General features: G+C 73.0%; 14 protein-coding genes. 1 reads left to right on the top strand and 13 read right to left on the bottom strand.

Annotated features, from left to right (window positions below):
• Positions 1 to 6: 6 nt before the first annotated feature.
• From carB to pyrR, 6 genes are all read right to left on the bottom strand, one after another.
• The gene (gene carB, locus Sdia_RS13940) at positions 7 to 3,312 is read right to left on the bottom strand and encodes a carbamoyl-phosphate synthase large subunit (RefSeq protein WP_100455877.1); all 3,306 of its coding nucleotides are present in this window, start codon (positions 3,310 to 3,312) and stop codon (positions 7 to 9) included.
• On the bottom strand, positions 3,305 to 4,447 hold the full coding sequence (carA, locus tag Sdia_RS13935) for a glutamine-hydrolyzing carbamoyl-phosphate synthase small subunit (RefSeq protein ID WP_115068437.1): 1,143 nt from the start codon (positions 4,445 to 4,447) through the stop codon (positions 3,305 to 3,307). The genes carB and carA overlap by 8 nt, the downstream gene beginning before the upstream one ends.
• Positions 4,444 to 5,043: a PH-like domain-containing protein gene (locus tag Sdia_RS13930; RefSeq protein WP_100455879.1), complete on the bottom strand. Its 600-nt coding sequence runs from the start codon at positions 5,041 to 5,043 to the stop codon at positions 4,444 to 4,446. The genes carA and Sdia_RS13930 overlap by 4 nt, the downstream gene beginning before the upstream one ends.
• 11 nt (positions 5,044 to 5,054) lie before the next feature.
• Positions 5,055 to 6,350 (bottom strand): dihydroorotase, encoded by a 1,296-nt coding sequence (locus Sdia_RS13925; protein ID WP_100455880.1) that lies wholly within the window; start codon positions 6,348 to 6,350, stop codon positions 5,055 to 5,057.
• The gene (locus Sdia_RS13920; protein WP_100455881.1) at positions 6,347 to 7,345 is read right to left on the bottom strand and encodes an aspartate carbamoyltransferase catalytic subunit; all 999 of its coding nucleotides are present in this window, start codon (positions 7,343 to 7,345) and stop codon (positions 6,347 to 6,349) included. The genes Sdia_RS13925 and Sdia_RS13920 overlap by 4 nt, the downstream gene beginning before the upstream one ends.
• A gap of 105 nt (positions 7,346 to 7,450) precedes the next feature.
• Positions 7,451 to 8,047, bottom strand: coding sequence for a bifunctional pyr operon transcriptional regulator/uracil phosphoribosyltransferase PyrR (pyrR, locus tag Sdia_RS13915; protein ID WP_115068438.1), 597 nt, complete (start codon positions 8,045 to 8,047; stop codon positions 7,451 to 7,453).
• Between the two features lie 286 nt (positions 8,048 to 8,333).
• Here pyrR and bldD point away from each other — a divergent pair, with 286 nt between their 5' ends.
• Entirely contained in the window at positions 8,334 to 8,834 is a 501-nt protein-coding gene (bldD, locus tag Sdia_RS13910; protein WP_100455883.1) for a transcriptional regulator BldD, read from the top strand.
• Positions 8,835 to 8,982: 148 nt separating this feature from the next.
• Here bldD and nusB read toward each other — a convergent pair whose 3' ends face one another.
• The 7 genes from nusB to aroC all read right to left on the bottom strand — a co-directional run bounded on the left by nusB (position 8,983) and on the right by aroC (position 15,204).
• Complete coding sequence (gene nusB / locus Sdia_RS13905) at positions 8,983 to 9,411, bottom strand: transcription antitermination factor NusB (protein WP_100455884.1); 429 nt, start codon at positions 9,409 to 9,411, stop codon at positions 8,983 to 8,985.
• A gap of 2 nt (positions 9,412 to 9,413) precedes the next feature.
• Complete coding sequence (efp, locus tag Sdia_RS13900; protein WP_100455885.1) at positions 9,414 to 9,980, bottom strand: elongation factor P; 567 nt, start codon at positions 9,978 to 9,980, stop codon at positions 9,414 to 9,416.
• A 94-nt stretch (positions 9,981 to 10,074) separates the two neighbouring features.
• The gene (locus tag Sdia_RS13895; protein WP_100455886.1) at positions 10,075 to 11,208 is read right to left on the bottom strand and encodes an aminopeptidase P family protein; all 1,134 of its coding nucleotides are present in this window, start codon (positions 11,206 to 11,208) and stop codon (positions 10,075 to 10,077) included.
• An 81-nt stretch (positions 11,209 to 11,289) separates the two neighbouring features.
• Positions 11,290 to 12,156: an AAA family ATPase gene (locus tag Sdia_RS13890; protein ID WP_100455887.1), complete on the bottom strand. Its 867-nt coding sequence runs from the start codon at positions 12,154 to 12,156 to the stop codon at positions 11,290 to 11,292.
• 251 nt (positions 12,157 to 12,407) lie between these two features.
• Positions 12,408 to 13,490 carry a 3-dehydroquinate synthase gene (gene aroB, locus Sdia_RS13885; protein ID WP_100455888.1) on the bottom strand — a complete coding sequence of 361 codons (1,083 nt, stop codon included), beginning with the start codon at positions 13,488 to 13,490 and terminating at the stop codon, positions 12,408 to 12,410.
• The gene (locus Sdia_RS13880; protein WP_100456110.1) at positions 13,487 to 13,969 is read right to left on the bottom strand and encodes a shikimate kinase; all 483 of its coding nucleotides are present in this window, start codon (positions 13,967 to 13,969) and stop codon (positions 13,487 to 13,489) included. Before Sdia_RS13880 ends, aroB begins: the two co-directional genes overlap by 4 nt.
• A 50-nt stretch (positions 13,970 to 14,019) precedes the next feature.
• Complete coding sequence (aroC, locus tag Sdia_RS13875; protein WP_100455889.1) at positions 14,020 to 15,204, bottom strand: chorismate synthase; 1,185 nt, start codon at positions 15,202 to 15,204, stop codon at positions 14,020 to 14,022.
• Positions 15,205 to 15,353: the final 149 nt, after the last annotated feature.

The raw sequence follows: 15,353 nt of genomic DNA, 5'->3' as shown, positions 1-15,353 counted from the left end.
GGGCGGTCAGCGGGCGGCGGTGAGCCGCTCGGCGTGTTCCTGGAGGGAGCGGACGCCCACGTCGCCGTGGTGCAGGGCGTCGATGCCCTGGACGGCGGCGGCCAGCGCCTGGACCGTGGTCAGGCAGGGCACGGCCCGGGCGACGGCCGCGGTGCGGATGTCGTAACCGTCGAGGCGGCCGCCGGTGCCGTACGGGGTGTTGACGATGAGGTCGACCTCGCCGTCGTGGATGAGCTGGACGATGGTCTTCTCGCCGGCTGGGCCCTCGCCCTCGGACTGCTTGCGGACCACGGTGGCCTTGATGCCGTTGCGGCCCAGCACCTCGGCGGTGCCGGAGGTGGCGAGGAGCTCGAAGCCGTGGGCGACGAGTTCCCGGGCGGGGAAGATCATCGACCGCTTGTCCCGGTTGGCGACCGAGATGAAGGCACGGCCCTTGGTGGGCAGCGGGCCGTACGCCCCGGCCTGGGACTTGGCGTACGCCGTGCCGAACGCGGCGTCGATGCCCATGACCTCGCCCGTGGAGCGCATCTCCGGGCCGAGGACGGTGTCCACCCCGCGGCCGTGGATGTCGCGGAAGCGGCTCCACGGCAGGACGGCCTCCTTGACGGAGATCGGCGCGTCGGCCGGGAGGGTGCCGCCGTCCCCCGTCGCGGGGAGCAGGCCCTCGGCGCGCAGCTCGGCGACGGTGGCGCCCAGCGAGATGCGCGCGGCGGCCTTGGCCAGCGGTACCGCGGTCGCCTTCGAGGTGAAGGGCACGGTCCGCGAGGCGCGCGGGTTGGCCTCCAGCACGTAGAGGATGTCGCCGGAGAGGGCGAACTGGATGTTGATCAGGCCGCGCACGCCGACGCCCTGGGCGATGGCCGCCGTCGAGGCGCGCAGCCGCTTGATGTCGTAGCCGCCGAGGGTGATCGGGGGCAGGGCGCAGGCCGAGTCGCCGGAGTGGATGCCGGCTTCCTCGATGTGCTCCATGACGCCGCCGAGGTAGAGCTCGGTGCCGTCGTACAGGGCGTCGACGTCGATCTCCACGGCGTCGTCGAGGAAGCGGTCGACCAGGACCGGCCGCGAGTGGCTGATCTCGGTGGACTCCTCGATGTACGCCGAGAGCCGTGCCTCGTCGTAGACGATCTCCATGCCGCGGCCGCCCAGGACGTAGCTCGGGCGGACCAGGACCGGGTAGCCGATCTCGTCGGCGATGGTCTTGGCCTCGTCGAAGGTGGTGGCGGTGCCGTGCTTGGGGGCGGGCAGCCCGGCCTCGGCGAGGACCCGGCCGAAGGCACCACGGTCCTCGGCGGCGTGGATCGCCTCGGGCGGGGTGCCGACGACGGGGACGCCGTTGTCCTTCAGTGCCTGGGCGAGGCCGAGCGGGGTCTGGCCGCCGAGCTGGACGATGACGCCGGCGACGGGGCCCGCCTGCTGTTCGGCGTGGACGATCTCCAGGACGTCCTCCAGGGTGAGCGGCTCGAAGTAGAGCCGGTCGGAGGTGTCGTAGTCGGTGGAGACGGTCTCGGGGTTGCAGTTGACCATGACGGTCTCGTACCCGGCGTCGGAGAGCGCGAAGGAGGCGTGGACGCAGGAGTAGTCGAACTCGATGCCCTGGCCGATGCGGTTCGGTCCGGAGCCGAGGATGATCACGGCGGGCTTCTCACGCGGCGCGACCTCGCTCTCCTCGTCGTACGAGGAGTAGAAGTACGGGGTCCTGGCGGCGAACTCGGCGGCGCAGGTGTCGACCGTCTTGTAGACCGGGCGGATGCCGAGGGCGTGCCGGACCTCGCGGACGACGTCCTCGCGAAGGCCGCGCAGGGCGGCGATCTGGCTGTCGGAGAAGCCGTGGCGCTTGGCGTGGGCGAGCAGGCCGGCGGTGAGTTCGCGGGCCTCGGCCAGCTCGTCGGCGGTCTCCTTGATGAGGAAGAGCTGGTCGGTGAACCAGGGGTCGATCTTCGTCGCGGCGAAGACCTCCTCCTGGGTGGCGCCGGCCCGGATCGCCTCCATGACGGTGTTGATCCGGCCGTCGGTGGGGCGGACCGCCTCGCGCAGCAGCGCCTCCTTGTCACCGGTGGGGCCGGTGAAGGCGAACTGGCTGCCCTTCCTCTCCAGCGAGCGCAGCGCCTTCTGGAGGGCCTCGGTGAAGTTCCGGCCGATGGCCATGGCCTCGCCCACCGACTTCATGGTGGTGGTCAGGCCGGAGTCGGCGGAGGGGAACTTCTCGAAGGCGAATCGGGGTGCCTTGACGACGACGTAGTCGAGGGTCGGCTCGAAGGAGGCCGGGGTCTGCTCGGTGATGTCGTTGGGGATCTCGTCGAGGGTGTAGCCGACGGCGAGCTTGGCGGCGATCTTGGCGATCGGGAAGCCGGTCGCCTTGGAGGCGAGCGCCGAGGAGCGGGAGACGCGCGGGTTCATCTCGATGACGATGATCCGGCCGTCGTCGGGGTTGACCGCGAACTGGATGTTGCAGCCGCCGGTGTCGACGCCGACCTCGCGGATGATGGCGATGCCGATGTCGCGCAGCCGCTGGTACTCGCGGTCGGTGAGGGTCATGGCGGGGGCGACGGTGATGGAGTCGCCGGTGTGCACGCCCATCGGGTCGAAGTTCTCGATGGAGCAGACGACCACGACGTTGTCGTTGCGGTCGCGCATCAGCTCCAGCTCGTACTCCTTCCACCCGAGGATCGATTCTTCGAGCAGCACCTCGGTGGTGGGCGAGAGGGTCAGGCCCTGTCCGGCGATGCGGCGCAGTTCCTCCTCGTCGTGGGCGAAGCCGGAGCCGGCGCCGCCCATGGTGAAGGAGGGGCGGACGACGACCGGGTAGCCGCCCAGCTCCTCGACACCGGCGAGGACGTCGTCCATGGAGTGGCAGATGACCGAGCGGGCGGACTCGCCGTGGCCGATCTTGGCGCGGACGGCCTCGACCACGTCCTTGAAGAGGTCGCGGTCCTCGCCCTTGTTGATCGCCTCGACGTTGGCGCCGATCAGCTCGACGCCGTACTCGTCGAGGACGCCGGCGCCGTGCAGGGAGATCGCGGTGTTGAGCGCGGTCTGGCCGCCGAGCGTGGGCAGGAGGGCGTCGGGGCGCTCCTTGGCGATGATCTTCTCGACGTACTCGGGGGTGATCGGCTCGACGTAGGTGGCGTCGGCGATCTCCGGGTCGGTCATGATCGTCGCCGGGTTGGAGTTCACCAGGATGACGCGCAGGCCCTCGGCCTTGAGCACGCGGCACGCCTGGGTGCCGGAGTAGTCGAACTCGGCGGCCTGGCCGATGACGATCGGGCCGGAGCCGATGACCAGGACGGAGTGGATGTCGGAGCGCTTAGGCACGCTGGCCCTCCATCAGGGTGACGAAACGGTCGAAGAGGTAGGCGGCGTCGTGCGGGCCGGCCGCTGCTTCGGGGTGGTACTGGACGGAGAAGGCGGGCCGGTCGAGCAGCCGCAGGCCCTCCACCACGTTGTCGTTGAGGCAGACGTGGGAGACCTCGGCGCGGCCGTACGGGGTCTCGGAGACCTTGTCGAGCGGCGCGTCGACGGCGAAGCCGTGGTTGTGCGCGGTGACCTCGACCTTGCCGGTGGTGCGGTCCTGGACGGGCTGGTTGATGCCCCGGTGGCCGTACTTCAGCTTGAAGGTGCCGAAGCCGAGGGCGCGGCCGAGGATCTGGTTGCCGAAGCAGATGCCGAACAGCGGGGTGCCGCGCTCCAGGACGGCCCGCATCAGCGCGACCGGGTGGTCGGCGGTGGCGGGGTCGCCGGGGCCGTTGGAGAAGAAGACGCCGTCGGGACCGACCGCCCAGATGTCCTCGGCGGTGGCGGTGGCGGGCAGCACGTGCACCTCGATGCCGCGCTCGGCCATCCGGTGCGGGGTCATCCCCTTGATGCCGAGGTCGACGGCGGCGACGGTGTACTTCTTCTCACCGATCGCCGGGACCACGTACGCCTGCTCGGTGGCGACCTCGGCGGAGAGGTCGGCGCCCTTCATCTCGGGGGCCTGCCGGACCCGCTCCAGCAGGGCGGCCTCGTCGGCGAGCTGTTCGCCGGAGAAGATGCCGACCCGCATGGCACCGCGCTCGCGCAGGTGGCGGGTGAGGGCGCGGGTGTCGACGCCGGCGATGCCGACGACGCCCTGCCGCTCCAGCTCCTCGTCGAGGGAGCGCTGGGAGCGCCAGTTGGACGGGCGGCGGGCGGGGTCGCGGACGACGTAGCCGGAGACCCAGATCCTGCGGGACTCGGGGTCCTCGTCGTTGACGCCGGTGTTGCCGACGTGCGGGGCCGTCATGACGACGACCTGCCGGTGGTAGGAGGGGTCGGTCAGGGTCTCCTGGTAGCCGGTCATGCCGGTGGAGAACACCGCCTCACCGAAGGTCTCCCCCACGGCCCCGTAGGCGCGGCCGCGGAAGGCGCGGCCGTCCTCCAGGACGAGTACGGCGGGAGTCTGGCCGGCTCCCCGGGTGGAGGTCGTCATCGTGCGGTGCCTTCCGTCGTGCGGTCGTGGTGCGGGAGGGGGGCGGCGGACGCGGCGGCGGCGTCCTCGGCCTCCAGGGTGCCGAGGGCCTTGACCCAGGCGGGGTGCTCGGCGGCGCGGTCGGAGCGGAAGCCGGAGTCGATCACCTGGTCCCCGTGGGTCCAGGTGACGACCAGCAGGCCGCCCTCGGGCAGGACCTTGCCGGCGATGCCCTTGTCGAGGCGGGCGCCGAGGATCGCGTCGGCGGGGACGAAGAAGCCGGCGGCGCCGGGGCGGACCACGTCCAGGCCCTCGGGGTGCAGGGTCAGTTCCACGCGGCTGCGGGTGCCCAGGCCCCGGGCGACGATGCGGTCCAGCCACTGCCCTGCGGTGGTGGAGCCGTGGTAGCGGCCGCTGAGGGTGAGGGTGGCCGCGGCGGGCTTCTCGGGGGTGGTGTGCAGCTCGGGCAGGCCGGACTGGAGGGTGCCGCGCCACTTCCAGCCTTCGCGCATCAGCCAGTAGACGAGTGCGACGAAGAGGGCGAGGCCGACGAGCCAGCCGACGCGCGCGGCCCAGTCCGTCACCTCCGCCGACTTCTGCTCGGCGGCCAGAGTCATCAGTGCAGGTGTCACGCCAGCTTCCCGTCCACTACCGTTGCCCGGCCCCGCAGGAAGGTGTGGGTGACGCGTCCCGGCAGCTCGCGGCCCTCGTAGGGGGTGTTGCGGCTGCGGGAGGCGAAGCCCGCGGGGTCCACGTCTCCACGGTATGCCGGATCGACCAGGGTCAGGTTGGCGGGCTCGCCCTCGGCGACCGGGCGGCCCTGACCGGCGAGGCGGGAGATGGCGGCCGGGCGGAAGGACATCCGGTCGGCGACGCCGGCCCAGTCGAGCAGGCCGGTGTCGACCATCGTCTGCTGGACCACGGAGAGCGCGGTCTCCAGGCCGACCATGCCCATGGCCGCGGCCGGCCACTCGCAGTCCTTGTCCTCGTGGGGGTGCGGGGCGTGGTCGGTGGCGACGCAGTCGATGGTGCCGTCGGCCAGTGCGGCGCGCAGCGCCAGCACGTCGGCCTCGGTGCGCAGCGGCGGGTTGACCTTGTAGACCGGGTTGTAGGTGCGCACCAGCTCGTCGGTGAGGAGCAGGTGGTGCGGGGTGACCTCGGCGGTGACGTTCCACCCCTTGGACTTGGCCCAGCGGACGATCTCCACGGAGCCGGCGGTGGAGAGGTGGCAGATGTGCACGCGCGAGCCGACGTGGGCGGCGAGCAGCACGTCCCGGGCGATGATCGACTCCTCGGCGACGGCGGGCCAGCCGCCGAGGCCGAGTTCGGCGGAGACGGTGCCCTCGTTCATCTGGGCGCCCTCGGTGAGCCGGGGCTCCTGGGCGTGCTGGGCGACGACGCCGTCGAACGCCTTCACGTACTCCAGGGCCCGGCGCATGATCACCGCGTCGTCGACGCACTTGCCGTCGTCGGAGAAGACCCGGACGCCGGCGGCCGAGTCGTGCATGGCGCCCAGCTCGGCGAGGTGCTTGCCCTCCAGGCCGACGGTGACGGCGCCGACGGGCTGCACGTCGCAGTAGCCGGACTCCTTGCCGAGCCGCCAGACCTGCTCGACCACGCCGGCGGTGTCGGCGACGGGAAAGGTGTTGGCCATGGCGTGCACGGCGGTGTAGCCGCCCGCGGCGGCGGCGCGGGTTCCGGTGAGGACGGTCTCGGAGTCCTCGCGGCCGGGCTCGCGCAGGTGGGTGTGGAGGTCGACGAGGCCGGGGAGGAGGACCAGGCCCTCGGCGTCGACCACCCGGGCGCCCGCGGCGTCCAGGCCGGTGCCGACGGCGGCGATCGTCTCGCCGTCGACGAGGACGTCCCCGGGCTCGCCGCCGAGCAGGCGCGCCCCGCGGATCAGCGTCTTGGTGTGGGCGGTCATGATGCGTGGTTCTCCTCGGTGGCGGGGGCGGGACGGTTCTGGGCGACGGCGGGCTCGTTCCCGCCCAGCAGCAGGTAGAGCACGGCCATCCGCACGGAGACGCCGTTGGTGACCTGCTCGACGGCGGTGCAGCGCGGGGAGTCGGCGACCTCGGCGGTGATCTCCATGCCGCGGACCATCGGGCCGGGGTGCATGACGACGGCGTCGCCGGGCATCTTCGCCATCCGCTCCCCGTCGAGCCCGTACCGGCGGGCGTACTCGCGCTCGGTCGGGAAGTACGCGGCGTTCATCCGCTCGCGCTGCACGCGGAGCATCATCACGGCGTCCGAGCGGTCGAGCACCTTGTCGAGGCTGTACGAGACCTCGCAGGGCCAGTTCTCGACGCCGACCGGCACCAGGGTGGGCGGGGCGACCAGGGTGACGTGGGCGCCGAGGGTGTGCAGCAGGTCGACGTTGGAGCGGGCGACCCGGCTGTGCAGGATGTCGCCGACGACGGTGACCCGGCGGCCGGCCAGGTCCTGGCCGAGGCCGGCGTCGGGGCCGACCAGGCGGCGGCGCAGGGTGAAGGCGTCCAGCAGGGCCTGGGTGGGGTGCTGGTGGGTGCCGTCCCCGGCGTTGATGACCGCGGCGTCGATCCAGCCGGAGGTGGCGAGCCGGAAGGGCGCGCCGGAGGCGCCGTGCCGGATGACGACGGCGTCGACGCCCATCGCCTCCAGGGTCTGGGCGGTGTCCTTCAGCGACTCGCCCTTGGAGACCGAGGATCCCTTGGCGGTGAAGTTGATGACGTCGGCGGAGAGGCGCTTCTCCGCGGCCTCGAAGGAGATCCGGGTCCGCGTCGAGTCCTCGAAGAAGAGGTTGACGACGGTCCGGCCGCGCAGCGTGGGCAGTTTCTTGATCGGCCGGTCGGCTACCCGGGCCATCTCCTCGGCGGTGTCGAGGATGAGGACGGCGTCGTCGCGGGTGAGGTCGGCGGCCGAGATGAGGTGGCGCATCATCGGTGGGCTCCGTGCGTTCGGGAGGTTTCGGGCATGCGGGGACACCCAGGCCCGGCAGCCGGCACGCGCGGGGGCGTGCTCGGCGGCGGACCGCGGGAGGGGGTGCTAGTTGCCGCCTGCCGGGGCGGGGGCCGGGGAGCCCGCGCCGAGCAGGACCGCGTCGCGGCCGTCCTCCTCGGTGAGCTGCACCTTGACCGTCTCCCGCAGCGACGTGGGGAGGTTCTTGCCGACGTAGTCGGCGCGGATCGGCAGCTCGCGGTGGCCGCGGTCGACGAGGACGGCGAGCTGCACGGCACGGGGCCGGCCGATGTCGCCGAGGGCGTCGAGGGCGGCACGGATGGTGCGACCGGAGAAGAGCACGTCGTCGACGAGGACGACCAGGCGCCCGTCGATCCCGTCGGCGGGGATCTCGGTGCGGCCGATGGCCCGCGCCGGCTTCAGCCGCAGGTCGTCGCGGTACATGGTGATGTCCAGCGAACCGACCGGGACGGGGCGCGAGGTGATCTCGGCGAGCTTGGCCGCCAGCCGCCCGGCGAGGTGGACGCCGCGGGTGGGGATGCCGAGGAGGACCACGTCGTCGGCGCCCTTGGCGCGCTCGACGATCTCGTGGGAGATGCGGGTGAGGACCCGGCCGATGTCGGGGCCTTCGAGAACGGGGCGGGCCTCGTGGGGCCCGGCGTTCCCGGGGGTGGTGGCGTTCACGGGGAACGGACCTCCTTCTCCGCCTCACAGGACGGTTCTTAAAGGACGTCGGGATGTGCGTCGTCCACCGTACCAGTGGCCGGCAGGGGCCTGACCACCCCCTCCCGACCCCGCCCGGCCCAACGGCCCCGGCCGGGTTCGGCGCGCCCCTGGGGCGGCGCCTCCTGGGGGCCGAGGCGCCCAGGGGAGCGCTCGCGGCCCTCCCGGCACCCTCGTTCGGCTTGACGCGGCCAAGTAACGCTGCGTAACCTCACAGTGAGTTACCAGTCTTCGTCCGGGGAGCCACATGTCCAGCGAATACGCAAAACAGCTCGGGGCCAAGCTCCGCGCCATCCGCACGCAGCAGGGCCTTTCCCTCCACGGCGTCGAGGAGAAGTCCCAGGGCCGCTGGAAGGCGGTCGTGGTCGGTTCGTACGAGCGCGGGGACCGCGCCGTCACCGTGCAGCGGCTCGCCGAGCTCGCGGACTTCTACGGCGTCCCCGTGCAGGAGCTGCTGCCGGGCACGACCCCCGGCGGCGCGGCCGAGCCCCCGCCGAAGCTCGTCCTCCAGCTGGAGCGCCTGGCCAACGTCCCGCCGGAGAAGGCGGGCCCCCTCCAGCGGTACGCCGCGACCATCCAGTCGCAGCGCGGGGACTACAACGGCAAGGTCCTCTCCATCCGCCAGGACGACCTGCGCACCCTCGCCGTCATCTACGACCAGTCGCCCTCGGTCCTCACCGAGCAGCTGATCAGCTGGGGTGTCCTCGACTCCGACGCCCGCCGCGCGGTCGCCCACGAGGAGAGCTGACCCGCACCACGCCAGTGACGACATCCGCCTGAGGGCGGTCCCGGAGGTCTGCCGGGACCGCCCTCAGGTGCGTCCGGGGCAGCCCGGTCCCGGACGTGGCGGGAGCCCGCGGCCGTGATGGCCACGGGCTCCCGCGGTGCGCGGCGGATCAGACGCGGCGCAGACCCGGCTTCAGCTCCTTGAACCGGGCGAGCAGGCCGTTGACGAAGGCCGGGGAGTCGTCCGTGGAGAACTCCTTGGCCAGCTGGACGGCCTCGTCCAGCACGACGGCGTCCGGGGTGGTGTCGACCCAGATCAGCTCGTAGGCGCCGAGCCGCAGGATGTTGCGGTCGACGACGGGCATCCGGTCGAGCGTCCAGTCGACGGCGTACTGCGAGATGAGTTCGTCGATGCGCCGCTCGTGCTCGGCGTATCCCTCGACGAGTTCCATCGTGTACTCGCTGACCGGCGGCTGCCGGGTGTCGGAGCGTGCGTGCCGAATCCAGTCGGCGAGGACGGTCAGCACGTCGGCGCCGCGCTGATCGGCCTCGAAGAGGATCTGGAAGGCGCGCTTGCGGGCCGTATTGCGAGCAGCCACGGTTAGCCGTTCACCCGGCCGAGGTAGTCGCTCGAACGGGTGTCGACCTTGATCTTCTCACCGGTGGTGATGAAGAGCGGGACGTTGATCTGGTAGCCCGTCTCCAGGGTGGCCGGCTTGGTGCCGCCGGTGGAGCGGTCGCCCTGGACGCCCGGCTCGGTCTCCTTGACGACCAGCTCGACGGCGGCCGGCAGCTCCACGAAGAGCACCTCGCCCTCGTACTGGGCGACGGTCGCCTCGAAGCCCTCGATGAGGAAGTTGGCGGCGTCACCGACGACCTTGCGGTCGACGTGCAGCTGCTCGTAGGTCTCCATGTCCATGAAGACGAAGTAGTCGCCGTCCATGTACGAGAACTGCATGTCGCGCTTGTCGACGGTGGCCGTCTCGACCTTCACGCCGGCGTTGAAGGTCTTGTCGACGATCTTTCCGGACAGCACGTTCTTCAGCTTGGTGCGCACGAAGGCAGGGCCCTTGCCGGGCTTGACGTGCTGGAACTCGACCACGGACCAGAGCTGGCCCCCCTCGAGCTTCAGTACCAAGCCGTTCTTGAGGTCGTTCGTGGAAGCCACGTTTGCGGAATCTCCTGGACGAATGGGTGTCTCCCCTCCGGTCTGACGATCGGCGGGGAGCTGGTGGGACCTCGGGTGCACGCACAGGCCGGGGCTAGAGCGCGAGCAGCTCCTTGGTCGTGATGGTGAGTAGCTCAGGTCCGCCGTCCGCCCCGGGGCGGACGACGAGCGTGTCGTCGATCCGGACTCCGCCCCGGCCCGGGAGGTGGACTCCCGGTTCGACGGTGACCGGCACACGAGCGTCCAGTTTACCCATGGCCGCAGGGGCGATCTGCGGGTCCTCCACGTTTTCCAGGCCGACCCCGTGCCCGGTGACCGGCGCCAGCCCCTCGGTGTACCCCGCGCCGGTGAGCACCTGGCGGGCGGCCCGGTCGACGTCACGGCAGGCGGCGCCGGGTGCGAGCGCCTCCCGCCCGGCCCGCTGGGCGGCGAAGACCAGGTCGTACAACTCCACCTGCCAGTCGGCCGGGGTGGTGCCGATGACGAAGGTACGGCCGATCGCGCAGCGGTAGCCGCGGTAGACCGCGCCGAGACTCACGGTGAGGAAGTCGCCCTCCTCGACCCGGCGGTCGGTGGGCTGGTGACGGGCGAGGCCCGCGTTGGGGCCGGTCCCCACCGAGCTGGCGAAGGCCGGTCCGTCGGCGCCGTGGTCGATCAGGCGGCGCTCCAGCTCCAGCGCGAGGTGCCGCTCGGTGCGGCCGACCAGGATGGATTCCAGGAGTTCGCCCAGCGCCTGGTCGGTGATCTCGGCGGCGATCCGCAGGCAGGAGATCTCGTCCTCGTCCTTGACGTACCGCAGCTGCTCGACGGCGCCGCCCAGGTCGGTGAGGGCGAGGCCGGGGGCGGCCGAGGCCATCGCGCGGTGCCGCGCCACCGTGAGGTCGTGCTCCTCGACGGCGACCGGCCGGCCGCCCCGGCGCAGCGCGAGGGTGGCCGCGGCCACGGCCGGATCGGCCCCGGGGCCGTCCAGCAGTTCGAGCCTGAGTGCCTCGTCCGCTCTGCCCTCCTCGGGCCGCGCGCCGGGCCGGACGGCGCAGAGCAGCACGTCGGCGCCCGGATCGTGGGTGGTGAGCAGCAGGGCGGCCCGTTCGGGGGCGGTGCCGGTCAGGTAGCGGATGTTGGCCGGGCGGGAGACCACGGCGGCGGCGTCACCGGCCGCCGCGCAGCGCTCCCGCAGCCGCTGCCTGCGGGCTTGGTACACGTCGTACGCGTGCGGGGCCTCGGACATGTTCCGAGCCTACGAGCGGCGCGGCGCACCGGCTGGTTCAGCGCGTCCGACCGGGCGCCGGGGCGCGGGCGGCGGGGGTGGTCACCACTGGGGCGGGCTGGCGATGGCGCGGGCGAGGACGTCGTCGAGGGCGCGGGCGGTCTGAGCGGCGTCGAGGTGCGAGTTGTCGATGATCGGCAGCCCGGAGCCGTACCAGCCGGCCATCCGGCCGTGGATGCGGGCCACCTCCTCGTCGGAGAGGCGGCGGTTGCCGTGACGGGCGGCGTTGCGCTCCAGGACGATCTCCAGGCCGGGCAGCAGGACGACCGGCAGCAGGCCCGGGCCGACGTGGCGCTTCCAGCCGCCGAGGCCGATCACCGGCCGGTCGGGGAAGACGGCGTCGTCGAGGATGCAGGAGATGCCGTTGGCGAGGAAGTTGCGGGCGGAGAAGCCGCAGGTGCGGCGGGCGAGGCGGTACTGCGCCTCGGAGTGGTCGTTCCATCCGGCCTGCGGGTCGGCGAAGCCGGAGCGGACCCACTCGCGGACGTCGTCCAGGCTGATGTGGGCGGTGGGCACCCGGCGCTGTTCGGCCCAGAGGCGGGCGACGGTGGTCTTCCCGGCTCCGGCCGGGCCTATGAGGAGTACCGCGAGGGTGGTGCTGCCGGTGTCCGCCTGTCCGGCGCCGGGCGGCGGGCTGGGCATCGCCACCGGCCCGCCCGGCGGGAGCTGCACGTGCCCGGTGCCCTCCGGCGGCACGGAGGCCGGCGGGACGGGCACGGTAGGGGCGCCCTGCCCCGGGTGCGGGGTGCGTCCGGAGGGGACTCCCCCGACGAAACCCGGGGGCTGGGCGGGCTGCGGCGGCCGTGGCGGCGGCGCCGGGTGCGGGGGCGGGCTGCCCTGCGGCCAGTCGGCGCTCGCCGTGGCGGGCTGGGGATAAGGCGGCAGCGGAGGCCCCCCTGCGTGCTGCATCCGGTGCCACTCCGTCTCGTCAGGCAACTGGCGTGGGTGCGCGGCGCCACCGGGAAGCCCCGGCCGCCGACGCGCTACCGAACGGTACCGTCCCCGGCCGGTGTTGTGTGAACGCCCGGGCAGGTCAACGCGTGCCCGGTCTCGCGACGGCGACCTCACCACCGCCCCCGGGGGCGCCGCCGCGGCCGGAGCGGGGTGCGCCGCGGCCGCGGCGGGGCGCTGTCCGGCGGCCGCTCGGGCGGCCGCCCGGTTCAGTCCGCGACCTCGCCGTACGCCCCGAGCATGACGGCCGGGTCGGGGCCCTCCAGGACGGTCGGGCGGGCCAGGCCGTCGAGGACGATGAAGCGCAGTGTGTCACCGCGGGACTTCTTGTCGACCTTCATGTTCTCGACCAGCTTGGGCCACTGGTCGTATCGGTAGGTCAGCGGCAGGCCGACCGCCTCCAGCACGGAGCGGTGCCGGTCGGCGGTGGCGTCGTCGAGCCGTCCGGCGAGGCGGCCCAGCTCGGCGGCGTAGAGCATACCGACGGCGACGGCCGCGCCGTGCCGCCACTCGTACCGCTCGTTCTTCTCGATGGCATGGCCCAGGGTGTGGCCGTAGTTGAGGATCTCGCGGCGGCCGGACTCCTTGAGGTCCTCGGAGACCACGTCGGCCTTGACGCGGATGGAGCGCTCGATGAGTTCGGCGGTGTGCGGCCCGGCGGGGGTGCGGGCGGCGGCCGGGTCGGACTCGATGAGGTCGAGGATGACCGGGTCGGCGATGAAACCGGCCTTGATGATCTCGGCGAGGCCGCTGACGTAGTCGTGGACCGGCAGCGACTCCAGCGCGGCCAGGTCGCAGAGGACCCCGGCCGGCGGGTGGAAGGCGCCGACGAGGTTCTTGCCCTCGGCGGTGTTGATGCCGGTCTTGCCGCCGACGGCCGCGTCGACCATGGCCAGCACGGTGGTGGGGACGGCGACCCAGCGCACCCCGCGCAGCCAGCTCGCCGCGACGAACCCGGCGAGGTCGGTGGTGGCGCCGCCGCCGACACCGACGATGACGTCGGTGCGGGTGAAGCCGGACTGGCCGAGCGCCTTCCAGCAGTAGGCGGCGACCTCGGCGGTCTTGGCCTCCTCGGCGTTGGGCACCTGGACGGCGATGGCCTCGTACCCCTGGTCGGCGAGGTCGGCGCGGAGTGCCTCACCGGTCTCGGCCAGCGCCTCGGGGTGGATGACGGCGACCCGGCGGGCCTGCTCGCCGATGAGACCGGGCAGCTCACCGAGGAGCCGGCGGCCGATCAGTACCTCGTACGGGTCGGTGCCTGCGGTGGCGCCGACCGGGATACGCAGGGTCATGCGTGCTTCAACTCCAGTGCGTCGAGGACCGCTTCGGCGACCTCTTCGGGGGTGCGGTGGTCGGTGGGGACCTCGGCGCGGGCGACCTCGGTGTAGAGGTGGCGGCGGGCCTCCATCAGCTCGCGCCACTGCCGTCGCGGGTTGACGGCGAGCAGCGGGCGGGCGGTGGCCAGGCCGGTGCGCCGCACCGCCTCGTCCACCTGCATCGACAGGTAGACGACCGGGTGCCCGGCGAGCAGGGCGCGGGTCGACGGGTCGAGGACGGCGCCACCGCCGAGCGCCAGGACGCCCGGGTGGGCCGCGAGGGCTTCGGCGACGGCACGGCGCTCCAGCTCGCGGAAGTGCGGTTCGCCGTCGTCGACGAAGATCTCGGCGATCTCGCGGCCCTCGGCGGCGACGATGTCGGCGTCGGTGTCGCGGTAGACGTGTCCGAGCCGCTCGGCGAGCAGCGCGCCGACGGTGGACTTGCCGACGCCCATGGGGCCGACGAGGACCAGGCAGGGGCCGGCGTCGGCCGGGGTTCCGGCGCTCACCGGACGGGGAGGTGGTCGAGGTAGCCGGCGATGTTGCGGCGGGTCTCGTCGACGCTGTCGCCGCCGAACTTCTCCGCGACGGCGTCGGCGAGGACGAGGGCGACCATCGCCTCGGCGACGATGCCGGCGGCCGGGACGGCGCAGACGTCGGAGCGCTGGTGGTGGGCCTTGGCGGGCTCACCGGTGGCGACGTCGACCGTGCCGAGCGCGCGGGGCACGGTGGCGATGGGCTTCATGGCGGCCCGCACCCGCAGCACCTCACCGGTGGTCAGGCCGCCCTCGGTGCCGCCGGAGCGGCCCGAGGCACGCCGGATGCCGTCGTCGGTGACGACGATCTCGTCGTGCGCCTGCGAACCGGGGACGCGGGCCAGGTCGAAGCCGTCGCCGACCTCGACGCCCTTGATCGCCTGGATGCCCATGAGGGCACCGGCCAGCCGTGCGTCGAGCCGCCGGTCCCAGTGGACGTGCGAGCCGAGCCCGACCGGCACGCCGTGGGCGACGACCTCGACCACACCGCCGAGGGTGTCGCCGTCCTTGTGGGCCTGGTCGATCTCCGCGACCATCGCCGCGGACGCCTCCGGGTCCAGGCAGCGCACGGGGTCGGCGTCGAGCCGCTCCACGTCGCCGGGGACCGGGAGCGTGCCGTACGGCGCCCTGGCCGCTGCCAGCTCCACGACGTGCGAGACGATCTCGATCCCGGCCGTCTCCGACAGGTACGAGCGGGCGACGGCACCGAGCGCGACCCGGGCCGCGGTCTCCCGCGCGGAGGCGCGCTCCAGGATCGGGCGCGCCTCGTCGAAGCCGTACTTCTGCATCCCGGCGAGGTCGGCGTGGCCGGGCCTCGGACGGGTGAGCGGGGCGTTGCGCGCGAGCGCGGCCAGTTCCTCGGGGTCGACCGGGTCGGCCGCCATGACCTGCTCCCACTTGGGCCACTCGGTGTTGCCGACCATGACGGCCACCGGGGAGCCGAGGGTCAGTCCGTGGCGGACCCCGCCGAGGAAGGTGACCTCGTCGCGCTCGAACTTCATCCGGGCGCCACGACCGTAGCCGAGCCGCCGCCGGGCCAGATGGTCGGCGACCATCTCCGTGGTGATCGGCACCCCGGCGGGAAGTCCCTCCAGGGTGGCCACCAGTGCGGGTCCGTGCGACTCCCCCGCGGTCAGCCAACGCAGCCTGCTCAACGGTGCTCCTCCTGCTCGCGCCCGGTCTCGGCGGCGCGGCCGGGTGCGCGTCCCCTGCCCGCCGCACCCGATCCTCCCACGCCGGGCGGGCCGGTGCGGCAAGCGGTCCAACGGGTGGAACACCCTCGGGTCAGCGGGCGGGGGCGCGC

Source organism: Streptomyces diastaticus subsp. diastaticus (assembly GCF_011170125.1).
GTDB classification, from domain to species: Bacteria; Actinomycetota; Actinomycetes; order Streptomycetales; family Streptomycetaceae; genus Streptomyces; species Streptomyces diastaticus.
The sequence above is the reverse complement of the archived record's forward strand: the minus strand, read 5'-3'. Positions and strand labels throughout refer to the sequence as shown.

Bases quoted from the DNA above. Each gene is read 5' to 3' on its own strand.
- carA (WP_115068437.1), bottom strand. From the start codon at position 4,447: ATGACGACCTCCACCCGGGGAGCCGGCCAGACTCCCGCCGTACTCGTC.
- Sdia_RS13930 (WP_100455879.1), bottom strand. From the start codon at position 5,043: ATGACTCTGGCCGCCGAGCAGAAGTCGGCGGAGGTGACGGACTGGGCC.
- Sdia_RS13925 (WP_100455880.1), bottom strand. From the start codon at position 6,350: ATGACCGCCCACACCAAGACGCTGATCCGCGGGGCGCGCCTGCTCGGC.
- Sdia_RS13920 (WP_100455881.1), bottom strand. From the start codon at position 7,345: ATGATGCGCCACCTCATCTCGGCCGCCGACCTCACCCGCGACGACGCC.
- bldD (WP_100455883.1), top strand. From the start codon at position 8,334: ATGTCCAGCGAATACGCAAAACAGCTCGGGGCCAAGCTCCGCGCCATC.
- Sdia_RS13895 (WP_100455886.1), bottom strand. From the start codon at position 11,208: ATGTCCGAGGCCCCGCACGCGTACGACGTGTACCAAGCCCGCAGGCAG.
- Sdia_RS13890 (WP_100455887.1), bottom strand. From the start codon at position 12,156: ATGCAGCACGCAGGGGGGCCTCCGCTGCCGCCTTATCCCCAGCCCGCC.
- aroB (WP_100455888.1), bottom strand. From the start codon at position 13,490: ATGACCCTGCGTATCCCGGTCGGCGCCACCGCAGGCACCGACCCGTAC.
- Sdia_RS13880 (WP_100456110.1), bottom strand. From the start codon at position 13,969: ATGGGCGTCGGCAAGTCCACCGTCGGCGCGCTGCTCGCCGAGCGGCTC.